The 12,782-nt window shown below is 72.3% G+C and carries 9 protein-coding genes; 4 read left to right on the top strand and 5 right to left on the bottom strand.

Annotated elements, in window-relative coordinates; translation table 11 throughout:
- Positions 1–197: 197 nt before the first annotated feature.
- Genes ABZY45_RS34025 through ABZY45_RS34015 form a run of 3 tightly spaced genes read right to left on the bottom strand, consistent with a single transcriptional unit; the run spans position 198 to position 3,047 of the window.
- The gene (locus tag ABZY45_RS34025) at positions 198–1,562 is read right to left on the bottom strand and encodes an MFS transporter (protein WP_356746123.1); all 1,365 of its coding nucleotides are present in this window, start codon (positions 1,560–1,562) and stop codon (positions 198–200) included.
- Between the two features lie 46 nt (positions 1,563–1,608).
- The gene (locus tag ABZY45_RS34020) at positions 1,609–2,373 is read right to left on the bottom strand and encodes a glycerophosphodiester phosphodiesterase (RefSeq protein WP_356746140.1); all 765 of its coding nucleotides are present in this window, start codon (positions 2,371–2,373) and stop codon (positions 1,609–1,611) included.
- Between the two features lie 5 nt (positions 2,374–2,378).
- Positions 2,379–3,047 (bottom strand): hypothetical protein, encoded by a 669-nt coding sequence (locus ABZY45_RS34015; protein WP_356746122.1) that lies wholly within the window; start codon positions 3,045–3,047, stop codon positions 2,379–2,381.
- A gap of 101 nt (positions 3,048–3,148) precedes the next feature.
- Here ABZY45_RS34015 and ABZY45_RS34010 point away from each other — a divergent pair, with 101 nt between their 5' ends.
- On the top strand, positions 3,149–4,648 hold the full coding sequence (locus tag ABZY45_RS34010; protein WP_356746121.1) for a PLP-dependent aminotransferase family protein: 1,500 nt from the start codon (positions 3,149–3,151) through the stop codon (positions 4,646–4,648).
- Between the two features lie 47 nt (positions 4,649–4,695).
- On the opposite strand, the gene ABZY45_RS34005 is transcribed toward ABZY45_RS34010, so the two are convergent.
- Complete coding sequence (locus tag ABZY45_RS34005) at positions 4,696–6,297, bottom strand: hypothetical protein (protein WP_356746120.1); 1,602 nt, start codon at positions 6,295–6,297, stop codon at positions 4,696–4,698.
- 37 nt (positions 6,298–6,334) lie between these two features.
- The gene (locus ABZY45_RS34000) at positions 6,335–6,529 is read right to left on the bottom strand and encodes a hypothetical protein (RefSeq protein WP_014044751.1); all 195 of its coding nucleotides are present in this window, start codon (positions 6,527–6,529) and stop codon (positions 6,335–6,337) included.
- A 307-nt stretch (positions 6,530–6,836) separates the two neighbouring features.
- Here ABZY45_RS34000 and ABZY45_RS33995 point away from each other — a divergent pair, with 307 nt between their 5' ends.
- The 3 genes from ABZY45_RS33995 to ABZY45_RS33985 all read left to right on the top strand — a co-directional run bounded on the left by ABZY45_RS33995 (position 6,837) and on the right by ABZY45_RS33985 (position 12,741).
- The gene (locus ABZY45_RS33995; RefSeq protein ID WP_356746119.1) at positions 6,837–7,229 is read left to right on the top strand and encodes an ankyrin repeat domain-containing protein; all 393 of its coding nucleotides are present in this window, start codon (positions 6,837–6,839) and stop codon (positions 7,227–7,229) included.
- 242 nt (positions 7,230–7,471) lie between these two features.
- Complete coding sequence (locus ABZY45_RS33990) at positions 7,472–8,890, top strand: HEAT repeat domain-containing protein (protein ID WP_356746118.1); 1,419 nt, start codon at positions 7,472–7,474, stop codon at positions 8,888–8,890.
- Positions 8,891–9,120: 230 nt separating this feature from the next.
- Positions 9,121–12,741: a hydantoinase B/oxoprolinase family protein gene (locus tag ABZY45_RS33985; protein WP_356746117.1), complete on the top strand. Its 3,621-nt coding sequence runs from the start codon at positions 9,121–9,123 to the stop codon at positions 12,739–12,741.
- Positions 12,742–12,782 lie beyond the last annotated feature (41 nt).

Raw genomic sequence — 12,782 nt, 5'->3', positions numbered from 1 at the left:
CGGTCGGCGGCAAAGATTCCCGTTGCCGGTCATGCGTCGCCCGTCGTGCCGCTGCTTTGTCTGGGTTGAGTACCCTCCGCTGCCCGGTTTGTCACCTCTGGTTGAAGTTGTCACCCAACGGTTTGACGTCTTCCACTCGCAGTAACGGTCCTCCGGGCAGGCCAAAGGCGTACACTACCGGCCTTTCACTTCAACGTCTAAATCCGTTCAGGGACGGCGTTGCCCGCGGCGGCCACCGCGGCCCGTACGGGGACCCTCGCCAGCAGTACGGCGCCCAGCGCGAAGAAGGCCACCAGGGACAGGAGAGCGTCCCGGTAGCTGCCGGTCAGCTGGTAGCAGAGGCCGAAGACCAGAGGGCCGAGCCAGCTGAGTCCCCGGTCGCTCATCTCGTAGGCCGAGAAGTACTCGGCCTCCTTCCCGCGCGGCACCAGGTGCGAGAAGAGCGAACGGGAAAGTGCCTGGCTGCCGCCCAGCACCAGCCCGATCGCCGCCGCGAGCGTGTAGAAGAAGACCGGAGCACCGGCGGGCAGCACGTAGGCCGCCGCGAGGATCAGCGTCCACACGGCCAGCGAAACCAGGATCGTGCGCTTCGCGCCGTACAGCCGGGCGAGCCGTCCCATCCCGAGGGCACCGGCGACGGCGAGCACCTGCACCAGCAGGACGGCGGTGATCAGGGTCGTCTGGTCGAGTCCGAGTTCCTCGGAGCCGTACAGGGAGGCCTGCGAGATCACCGTCTGGACGCCGTCGTTGTAGACCAGATAGGCGAGCAGGAACGACAGGGTCAGCGGATGGCGGCGCATGTCGCGCAGGGTCGCCCGCAACTGGCGCCAGCCGGAGCCGACCGCGCCCTCGCCGCCGGGAGTCACCCGCCGGTCGCGCAGCCGCCTCAGCGGCACCAGGGCGAAGGCCCCCCACCACACGCCTGCCGAGGCGAGGCAGATCCGGATCGCGTCGGACTCGGAGAGCCCGAAGGAGTCGTGGCCCGTGAAGAGGACCAGATTCAGCACGAGGACGAGCGCGCCCGAGGTGTACCCGAAGGCCCAGCCCTTCGAGGAGACCGCGTCACGCTCCTGCGGGGTCGCGATCTGCGGGAGGTACGCGTTGTACAGGGCCATCGACACGGAGATCGACGCGTTCGCCACGATCAGCAGGAAGGCCCCCAGCAGATAACGGTGGCCCTCCAGGAAGAACATGCAGGCCGTCGCCGTCGCGCCCGTGTACGCCGCTGCCGCCAGCAGCGGCTTCTTGCGCCCGGTGCGGTCCGCCGCCGCGCCGGCGACCGGCATGACGATCACCGCCACGACGATGGACACCGACACGGCGTACGCGAAGAGGGAACCCGCCCGCACGGGTATGCCCAGTGGGTGGACGAATCCGTCCGCGTCCGCGGCGGCCTTCGCGATCGACGTCAGATAGGGGCCCAGGAAGACCGTGAGGACGCTGGTCGAATACACGGAGCAGGCGAAGTCGTAGAAGTACCAGCCGCGTTGTTCGCGCCTGCGTCCCTCGGCCCCGTCCGGATGCCCGGCCGGATCCGCCGTTCCTGCGGTGTCGGTGCTCACGCCGCGCCCCCTCGCTCGTTCCGTGCGGACGCGGCGGGCCCTGGCGTCAGGCCCATGCCCCCCGCTCGCTCAGCACCGTGCGCAGCGTCTCGATGTGATCGGTCATGATGCCATCCACGCCGAGGTCGAGGAGGGCCGCCATCCGCTCGGGTTCGTTGACGGTCCAGACGTGGACCTGCAGGCCCCGTGCATGGGCCGTGCGGACGAAGGCGCGATCGACGACGCGGATGCCGTTCTGGGCCTCGGGAACCTGCGCGCAGACCGCGCCCGCCCGGAGCGCCGCCGGGATGCCGTACGAGCGCAGCCGCAGGCCGAGCACTCCGCGCACCCCGTAGGAGGTGGCCAGCCGGGCGCCCGCGAGGCGGTGTGCCCTGGCCACGCGCGCTTCCGAGAACGACCCCACGCACACACGGTCCCAGGCGCCGGCCCTGCGGATCAGGTCGATCAGCGGGACGAGGGCGGACTCCGCCTTGATGTCCACGTTCCAGCGGGCGTCCGGGAAATCCTCCAGCAACTCCTCGAAGAGCGGCAGCGGTTCGCTGCCCGCCACCCTCGCCCTGCTCACCTCGCTCCAGGGGAGCGCGGCTATCCGGCCCCGGGAATCCGTCACCCGGTCCAGGGTGGAGTCGTGGAAGGCGACCAGGCGGCCGTCAGCCGTGGCGTGCACGTCGGTCTCGAAGTAGCGGTAGCCGGCGCCGGCTGCCCGCCGGAACGCGGCTGCCGTGTTCTCCAGACCGTCCGCCGCACCGCCGCGATGGGCGAACGGGATCGTCGAAGGGTGGTCCAGATAGGGATGGCGCCCAGAAGTCACTGCGGTCACCGCGGAAGTATCGCCCCTCGTGGTGACCGCCCGGCGACGGCCCGGGTGCCGGCGTCCGGCGCGGGGAGGGCGAAGAAGCGCAGGAAGAACTGCGCGAGCGGGCCGATCGCCAGTGCGTAGAGGACCGTGCCCACGCCCAGGGAACCGCCGAGCAGGAAACCGGTCACCACGACGGCCACCTCGATCGCCGTACGCACGAGCCGGATGGAGCGGCCGGTGATCCGGTTCAGCCCCGTCATGAGGCCGTCACGCGGTCCGGGCCCGAAGCGCGCCGAGATGTACAGACCGGTGGCGACACCGTTCAGCGCGATCCCCGCGGCCATCACCGTGATCCGCGTCCAGAGCCCGTGTGCGTCCGGCACCAGGGCGAGCGTGCCGTCCATCGCCAGACCTACGGCGAAGACGTTGGAGACGGTGCCCAGCCCCGGCCGCTGCCTGATCGGGATCCACAGCAGGAGGACGACCGCTCCGACGGCGATCGAGACGACCCCGATGGAGATGCCGGTGCGCTCGGCGAGCCCCTGGTGCAGGACCCCCCACGGTTCGAGCCCGAGGCCGGCGCGGACCAGGAGCGCCGAGCTCGCTCCGTACAGCGCCAGGCCGGCGTACAGATGGATCAGCCGCCGGGCGAGCCGAGGGCTGCTCCGGACCGTGGAATCGGACACGTGGTGCCCCCTGTGTGGTGGTGGTGGACTGTTGCGTGTCACTCTGTGGCAGGGGATTGGCTGCCAACTATGGCCAATCCGAGGAAGGTGGACTGATCTGTATGGCGCAGTGGACTTCGACGGTCGGCGCGGCGCAGCTCGCACGCCAGCTCCAGGCCCAGCGGGCCCGCCCCCTGGCACCCGGCACCCGCAAGCCCCCCGCCTACCGCGCCCTGGCCGACGGGGTGCGCCTGCTCGTCCTGGAGGGCCGGGTCCCGGTCGCCGCGCGGCTGCCCGCCGAGCGGGAACTCGCGCTGGCCCTCTCGCTCAGCCGCACCACCGTCGCCGCAGCCTACGAGGCCCTGCGGGCGGAGGGCTTCCTGGAGTCGCGCCGCGGAGCCGGCAGCTGGACCGCGGTCCCGGCCGGCAATCCGCTCCCCGCCCGCGGCCTGGAACCCCTGCCCCCGGAGTCCCTCGGCTCGATGATCGACCTCGGCTGCGCCTCGCTGCCCGCCCCCGAGCCGTGGCTGACCCGTGCCGTCCAGGGCGCGCTGGAGGAGCTGCCGCCGTACGCACACACCCACGGCGACTATCCCGCGGGGCTGCCCGCCCTGCGCCGGATGATCGCGGACCGCTACACCGAGCGCGGCATCCCCACCATGCCCGAGCAGATCATGGTGACCACCGGCGCGATGGGAGCCATCGACGCGATCTGCCACCTCTTCGCGGGCCGCGGTGAACGCATCGCCGTGGAGTCCCCGAGCTACGCCAACATCCTCCAGCTCATGCGGGAGGCGGGCGCGCGCCTGGTGCCCGTGGCGATGGAGGAGGGACTGGGCGGCTGGGACATGAACCGCTGGCGGCAGGTGCTCCGGGACGCGGCACCGAGGCTCGCCTACGTCGTCGCGGACTTCCACAACCCGACCGGCGCCCTGGCCGACGAGCAGCAGCGCCGCGCCCTGGTCGAGGCCGCCCGCTCCGCGGGGACGGTCCTGGTGGTCGACGAGACCATGAACGAGCTGCATCTGGACGCCGACGTGGACATGCCGCGCAGGGTCTGCGGGTTCGACCCCGCGGGCAGCACCGTCCTGACCGTCGGATCCGCGAGCAAGGCCTTCTGGGCCGGCATGAGGATCGGCTGGGTGCGGGCCGCGCCCGACGTCATCCGCAGCCTGGTCTCGGCACGCGCGTACGCCGACATGGGGACCCCCGTGCTGGAGCAGCTGGCCATCAACTGGCTGATGCGGACGGGCGGCTGGGAACAGGCCGTGGCGGTGCGGCGCGACCAGGCGCGGGAGAACAGGGACGACCTGGTACGGGCGCTGCGCCGTGAGCTGCCCGCCTGGGAGTTCGAGGTGCCGCGCGGCGGCCTCACGCTCTGGGTGCGCACCGGCGGGCTCTCCGGCTCCCGGCTCGCGGTGGCCGGTGAGCGGGTCGGCGTACGCGTCCCCTCGGGGCCCCGGTTCGGGGTCGACGGGGCGTTCGAGGGCTATGTGCGCCTTCCCTTCACGGTGGGAGGGCCGGTTGCGGACGAGGCGGCACTGCGGCTCGCCGCGGCAGCCGAACTGGTCGGCTCCGGGGCGAGTTCCAGCGCCGAGGCGCCCCGGACCTTCGTGGCCTGAGGCGCACGGGGCGTCCGCGCGCGCGGCTGCCGCGGATGGGCGGGTTCTCAGCCCTCCGCGACGGCCGGGGTCGCGACGAGCTTGTCCGTGTGGACGGGCGCGGCCTCGACCGCGGCTGTGGGCTCGGCCGGCTGCGGCGCGGGCGCCGCGCCCGGCAGCAGGTCGAGCACGGCCTGCCGGTGCGCCTCGCTCGTCGCGTCGTCGTACGGGTCCGGGGTGGCCGGCACCTGGAGCCGCAGGACCGGTCCGGTGCCCAGGCGGGTGTAGCCGCGTCCTGGTGGCACGTCCGCTGTGGGGGTCGTGTGCGGCTGTGCCCCCAGGACCGCCGCCACCTCCTCGCGGGTCGCCGGGCCGAGCACGGCGCGGGCCCTGGTGTGTGTCCGTACCGCCTCGGTGAGGGAGTCCAGGCTGTCGAACTGGTCGGCGACGACGACCGTCACGCCGGCGGCCCGGCCGTGCCGCAGTGGCACCTGGAGCAGCTCCTGCGGGTCCTGCCTGCCGTCGGCCGCCGCCAGGTGCCCCAGCACGCTCGGGCGGTCCAGCAGGATCCAGAGGGGGCGCTTGGTGTCCTCGGGCTCGGGGTGCCCGGCCTGCCGTGCCCGGTTGGCCGCGATGAGCCGCCGCTCGGTCTCGTGCGCCGCCCACTCGAGCGTCGCGAGAGCCCCGGCCAGACCGCACTCCACGGCCAGCACACCGTCCCTGCCGGCCAGGAATCCGTACTCACCGGTGCCGCCGCCGTCGACGACGAGCACGTCACCGTCCCGCAGCGCCTGCAGGGCGAGGGAGCGCATCAGGGTCGTGGTGCCGCTCCCGGGGTGCCCGGCGACCAGCAGATGGGGTTCGGTGGACCGGGCTCCGGTCCGCCAGATCACCGGCGAGGCGTCCCGTGTGGTGTCGCCGTCCTGGACCGGCACCGTGCGCTGGACCGCGTCGGCGTCGGTGAAGCCCAGCACGGTCTCACCGGGTGCGGTGACGAAGCGCTGGGCGGCGATGGAGGTGGGGAGCGCGGCGAGCACGGTCATGAGGAGGTGGTTGCTCTCCTCGTCCCAGGCGAAGTGGTATTCGCGGCCGCGGCCCGACTTGGCGTGGAGCACCTGCTCGACCCGGGCGCGGGACTCGGGGTCGCCGTCGGTGAAGTAGGCCGGATAGTTCACCTGGAGGCGGGTGATGCGGCCGTCGCCGTCGAAGGCGTAGGACGTGCCGAAGGCCTTCTCCCAGTCGCCGCCGTGGGAGAACAGCGGACCGGGGTCCTCGGGCGCGGAGAAGTGCGGCACGAGGGCTTCGTAGAGAGCCTGGAGCCGTGCGGTCTCCGCCTCGTCGGGGCCCGTCCGCGCGGGAGTGCGCTCGCGGCCCCGCCACGCGGCAGCGCCCATCACCGAAATGAGGGCCAGCAGGGGCCCGTAGGGGATGAGCGCCACCGTCAGTACGCAGGCCGCGACGAGGAAGAGCACGTGTCCGCGCCGTTCCCTGGGGGTCGCGGCCCACTTCTGCCGCCCTGCTCCCGCCAGCAACCGCAGACCCCGGGTGACCGTGATCAGCGGATGGAGGACGTCGGTGGCGTTGTCGGCGGCCGTGCGCGCGATCTCGCGACCGCGGGTGATCGAAGCGCTGCCGCTGCTCAGAATGCGGGGGAGTGGTCGCCGGGCCACGTCGGTCTCCTGGAGATGTGGGAGCGGTTTCGGAGCGTCAGAACTTGATCCCGCCCAGCATGCTGGCGAGGCTCGCCCCGCCGGCCGTGATGCTGGGGGCGATGGCTGTGCCGGCGAGGTAGAAGCCGAACAGAGCGCAGATGAGGGCGTGGGACGCCTTGAGCCCGTCCTTCTTGAAGAACAGGAAGACGATGATGCCGAGCAGTACCACGCCGGAGATGGAGAGGATCATGAGCGGTTCTCCTGGTTGAGGGGACAGTCACCATGAGTACTTCCAGGATCACAACATGTACCTATACGATAAAAGGTGCAAGTGAGTGAATATCGTTCGATTTCACTCCACCAGTGGGTGAAAAGCGCCGGCCCACGGGCCCCGGCGGCCCCGTTCCACCCGGAAAACAGGCCGCGCAGGGTGATCTTCTGCCGCACAGGGGCAGACTGACGACTGCCCGGGAGCAGTACCCTGACGATTCACTCGTACGGCCCCTGTCGTACGTCCCCACCAGCTCAGACAAAGGCAATGGAAGGCGGTCCGTCCGATGAGCGAAGCCCCTGATCCCGAGGTGGTCGAGCTGGCGGCCAAGGTCTTCGACCTGGCCCGCCGGGGCGAGAGTGACGCGCTCGCCGCCTACGTCGACGCGGGTGTCCCCGCGAACCTCACCAACGACCGTGGTGACTCCCTGCTGATGCTCGCCGCCTACCACGGGCACGCCCCCGCCGTCGCGGCCCTCGCGGACCGCGGGGCCGACCCGGACCGGGCCAACGACCGGGGGCAGACGCCCTTGGCCGGAGCCGTCTTCAAGGGCGAGCGCGCGGTGATCGACACCCTCCTCGCCGCAGGGGCCGATCCGGCCGCCGGAACACCGTCCGCCGTGGACACCGCGCGCATGTTCGGCAAGGACGACCTGCTGGAACTCTTCGGTGCGCGCTGAGACGCCGTCCCGGCCCCTGGCCGCCCGGGGCGCCGTAAATGTGGTCGCGTCGGCGAAATGGGTGGGTCATCATGACGTCGCGGGTCCGCTCAGGACCACCGACGAGAGGCAGAGGAAGATGAGCACCAGGCAGAAGACGGCGGTCGGCCGATCATGTTGCTGCGCGGCCTAGGGGATGTCACCCCGGCACATGGAACAGCACAGTCCCGGTTGCGTCGACAGCTTGATGTGAGGCTTTCCCCATGTTCGATCCGTTCATAGCGCCGAGCGGCACCCTGCTCGGCCTGCTGCAGAGGGGCCGTGGCGACGGCACGCTCCACGCGCTCGCCGCACCGCGCACCGAGGCCCTGGCGGCTCTCAACCACTGCGTCCTGAGCGACCCCCGGCATGACTGGCAGGTCGAGAACCGCTCCCTCTACTACGCGCGCCTCTACCTCGACCTCGACGGCGGCACCGAGGAGATCGAGCGGCACCTGTGGGACCCCGAGGACCACCTCGACACCGAGGACTCACGTACGGGCCTCGCCCTCTCCGTACTCGGGCACCTCGCCTCCTACGGGCGCGACGACGCCCTCGTGCTCCTGCGCCGATACGCGGCCACCGGGTCCAACTGGGCCTGGGCGCTCGACGAGCTCGCCCTGCGCGACGACGACGCCGGGCTGCGCTCCCTCGCCGAACCGGTGCTCGCCCGCTTCCCCGCGACCGCCGACGGCACCGCCGAGCTGGCCGCCGCCGTGCGGGACGCCTTCGAGCCCCGCCCCTGGCGGCTGTGGGCCGACGACCCGCGCGAAGCGGTCGGGGCCCGCATCAGGGCGGCGACGGAGCAGGGCTCCTTCGACCGGTGGCAGCGGCAGATGCGGCCGGGCGGACCACGCCCCGGCTGGAGTGTCCAGGCGGTCTTCGACTGGGCCCAGGCAGGCCTGGAGCGCGGCAGCGTCCTCCATGTGCCCGCGGCCCGCTGCCTCTCCGCCGTGGCGGGGGTGGAGGACCGGCCCCTGATCGTCGAGGCCGCCCGCAGCGGCTCCGACGGAGCGCGCTGCGCCGCCCTGCACTACCTGGCCGAAGCGCGGGACCCCGCCGTGCTCGACCTCGTCGAGCTGGCCGCGGTCGGCCCGTCCCGCACGGTCGCCGAGGCAGCCGTGGCCGCGTTCGAGCGCATGTGCGGAGAAGCGGCCGTCGAACGGGCCAGGCGATGGGCCCACCGCCCCGACGCTCTCGGAGCCTCGGCGGCCGGAGTCCTGGCCTGCCGGGGAACCGGCCAGGACGCCCCGCTGGTCCTCGCCGCGCTGCGCGAGGCCGTGAGGGGCGAAGGCCCCGACGCCCCCCGCCTCTGGAACCTCGTCGACGGCACGGGCCGCCTGGGCATCGTCTGCGCCGCACCCGTACTGCGCCATGTGTACCGGGAGACGTCCTCCTCGCACCTGCGGGGCAGAGCCGCCCGCGCGCTGGCCGCGACCGACCCGTCCTTCGCCACCGGCTTCGCCGTCGAATGCCTGTGGGACTGCGAGGAGACCACCCGGGAACTGGCCGCGCTCCACGCGGAGACCGGGGACATCCGGGTCGCCGAACGACTGAGGCGGCTCGCCGCCGACCCGGCCGAGGAGGCCGAGGTCCAGACCGCGGTGCGCAGCAGGATCGGGCCCGACGCACCTGCCGTCTGAGCCGGCGCTCCGCCGACCGACGGAGCCCGGATGCCGCGCGCCGGGGGCGCGCGGCGCGAAAACCCACGGGACGTTCCCGTTCCCCAGGCGGACGGATCCACGTCGACGGAGCCGCTCCCGGCGGGGTGACAACACCCTCATGCGTGTCGTCATCGTCACCGAATCCTTCCCGCGCGTGGCCCTGCCCCGCCCTCCATGCGGGGGTTCTTCCCCCACGCGAGAATGGAGGAATGACCGGACGCTGGGAGTTCTGGATCGACCGCGGCGGCACCTTCACGGACGTGGTGGGACGCGACCCCGGCGGGAACCTGGTCTCCCGCAAACTGCTGTCGCACGACCCGGGCCGCCGGCAGGACGCGGCCGCGGCCGGGATCCGGCTCCTGCTCGGGCTCGGTCCCCGCGACCCGGTACCCGCCGACCGGGTGGCGAGCGTCAAGATGGGCACCACTGTCGCCACCAACGCCCTCCTGGAGCGGCGGGGCGAGCCGACCGTGCTCGTCGTCACCGAAGGCTTCCGGGACGCCCTGAGGATCGCGTACCAGAACCGGCCACGCCTCTTCGACCGCCGTATCCTGCTCCCGGAAGCCGTGTACGACAGGGTGGTCGAGGTCCCGGAGCGCGTCGACGCCCGGGGAGGTGTCGTGCGCCCCCTCGACCGCGCCACCGTGGCCGAGCGGCTGAGGGCCGCCGCGGACGACGGCCTCCGCAGCGCGGCCGTCGTGCTCATGCACGGCTACCGCCACCCGGACCACGAGAAGGCCGTCGCGGAACAGGCCAGGGAGGCGGGCTTCACCCAGGTGAGCTGCTCGCACGAGGTCAGCCCGCTGATCAAGCTCGTGCCGCGCGGCGACACCACCGTCGTCGACGCCTACCTCTCGCCGATCCTGCGTCGCTACGTCGACGAGGTGGCCGCCGAACTCGCCGGGATCCGCCTGATGTTCATGCAGTCCAACGGCGGACTGCGCGAGGCCGCGCACTTCCGGGGAAAGGACGCCGTGCTCTCCGGGCCCGCCGGGGGCGTCGTCGGCATGGCGCGTACGTCCGAGGAGGCCGGACACGACCGGGTCATCGGCTTCGACATGGGCGGCACCTCCACCGACGTGTCCCACTACGCGGGCGAGTTCGAGCGCGAACTCGGCACCCAGGTGGCCGGGGTGCGGATGAGTGCGCCCATGATGAGCATCCACACCGTCGCCGCCGGAGGCGGTTCCGTCCTCCACTTCGACGGCAGGCGTTACCGGGTGGGACCCGACTCGGCAGGAGCCGACCCCGGTCCCGCCTGCTACCGCCGGGGCGGGCCGCTCACCGTCACCGACGCCAACGTGATGCTCGGCCGCATCCGTCCGGAACACTTCCCGGCCGTCTTCGGCCCCGGCGGCGACCAGCCGCTCGACGCCCGGCTCGTGGAACAGCGTTTCGGCGCACTGGCGCAGGAGGTGTCGGACGCGACCGGCCGCGCCAGGAGCGCCGCTGAGGTGGCCGCGGGCTTCCTGGAGATCGCCGTGCTGAACATGGCGAACGCGGTCAAGAAGATCTCCGTCCAGCGAGGTCACGACATCACCCGCTACGCACTCACCGGCTTCGGCGGCGCGGGCGGTCAGCACGTCTGCGCCGTGGCCGACGCCCTGGGCATCGACACGGTCCTCGTACCCCCGCTCGCCGGTGTCCTCTCCGCCTACGGGATCGGCCTCGCCGACGCCACCGCGATGCGCGAGCAGTCGGTCGAGGCCGAACTGAGCGAGGAGACCAGGACCCGGGCAGGGGAGATCTGCGACAGCCTCGCAGCGCGCACCCGTGCCGAACTCCGGGCCGACGGCGTCCCGGACGGCGCCATCAGCACCCGGGCCCGGATCCTCCTGCGCTACGCCGGAACGGACGCGGCCCTGCCCGTCGCACCCGGCACGCCCGACGCCATGGGCGAGGAGTTCGGCGCCGCACACCGGGCCCGCTACGGATTCACCATGGACAAACCCCTGGTGGTCGAGACCGTCTCGGTGGAGGCCACCGGCGCCGCGGGACCGCACCTCCCGTACACCCCGGGCGAGGACGGGCGCGAAGGCCCGCTCGGGCCGCTCGGGCCGCCCGGCAGCGTTCGGATGCACACCGGGGACGGATGGCGCGACGCCGGGTTGTACCGGCGGGAGGCCCTGCGCCCCGACGACACCGTGACCGGCCCGGCCCTCGTCGCCGAGGACGACGCCACCACCGTCGTCGCCCCAGGCTGGCAGGCCACGACGGGACGGACCGGACATCTCGTGCTGCACCGGACGGACCCGCGGCCCGAAAGGACCGCCGTCGGAACCCGGGTGGACCCGGTCATGCTCGAAGTCTTCAACAACCTCTTCATGTCGATCGCCGAACAGATGGGCGTGCGCCTGGAGAACACGGCGCACTCCGTCAACATCAAGGAGCGGCTGGACTTCTCGTGCGCCCTGTTCGACGCGGAAGGCGGTCTGGTCGCCAACGCCCCCCACATCCCCGTACACCTGGGATCGATGGGGGAGTCCATCAAGGAGGTCCTGCGGCGCAACGAGGGCTCCCTGCGCCCCGGCGACGTCTACGCCGTCAACGACCCCTACCACGGCGGCACCCATCTGCCCGACGTGACCGTCGTGACGCCCGTCTTCGACGAGCCGGCGGACGGGAAGGAGCGGCGTCTGCGCTTCCTCGTGGCCTCACGCGGCCACCACGCGGAGATCGGCGGCATCACCCCCGGCTCCATGCCCGCCTTCAGCCGCACCGTCCACGAGGAGGGCGTCCTCTTCGACAACTGGCTGCTGGTACGCGACGGAACCCTTCGCGAGGCGGAGACCCGGGAGCTCCTCACCACTGCCGCGTACCCCTCCCGCGACCCCGCCACCAACCTCGCGGACCTGCGCGCCCAGATCGCCGCCAACGAGAAGGGCATCGAGGAACTGCGCCGCATGACCCACCAGTTCGGCCAGGACGTCGTCGAGGCGTACATGGGCCACGTCCAGGACAACGCGGAGGAGTCCGTACGCCGCCTCGTCGCGGGCCTGCGTGACGGCTCCTGCCGCTACGAGACCGACAACGGCGCCGTCATCGAGGTCTCCGTCACCGTGGACCGCGAAGCCCGCCGGGCCGTCCTCGACTTCACCGGCACCTCGCCCCAGCAGCCGGGCAACTTAAACGCCCCGAAGTCCGTGGTCATGGCCGCCGTCCTCTACGTCTTCAGGACACTCGTCGACGAGGACATCCCGCTCAACAGCGGCTGCCTGAAACCCCTGGACGTACGCGTCCCCGAGGGATCGATGCTGGCACCCGTCCACCCCGCGGCGACCGTCGCGGGCAACGTGGAGACCTCCCAGGCCGTCACCGGGGCCCTGTACGCCGCCCTCGGGGTCCAGGCCGAGGGATCGGGCACCATGAACAACCTCACCTTCGGCAACGACCGCGTCCAGTACTACGAGACCGTGGCCTCCGGATCCGGCGCCGGCGACGGATTCGACGGTGCGGACGCCGTACAGACCCACATGACCAACTCCCGGCTCACCGACCCCGAGATCCTGGAATGGCGCTACCCGGTCCTGCTCGAGAGTTTCGGCGTACGCGAGGGGAGCGGCGGCACGGGCCGGTGGCACGGCGGCCGGGGCGTGGAACGCAGGATCCGCTTCCTCGAACCCGTCACGGTCGCCCTGCTGTCGGGACACCGCAGGGTGGCGCCGTACGGCATGGAGGGCGGCGGGCCCGGGGCCCTCGGCGAGCAGTTCGTCGAGCGTGCCCACGGCGCCGCCGTCACACCGCTCGACGGCTGCGACACCGCCGAGCTGGACCCCGGGGACGTCCTCGTGCTGCGTACCCCGGGAGGGGGCGGCTACGGGCGCGGGTGAGCGGTCGCTTCCGCACCGTTTCGACCGTTGTCGGTGTGAGG

The organism is Streptomyces sp. NPDC006516 (genome assembly GCF_040611875.1).
Classification (GTDB): domain Bacteria; phylum Actinomycetota; class Actinomycetes; order Streptomycetales; family Streptomycetaceae; genus Streptomyces.
This window is presented reverse-complemented; position numbering and strand designations above follow the sequence as displayed.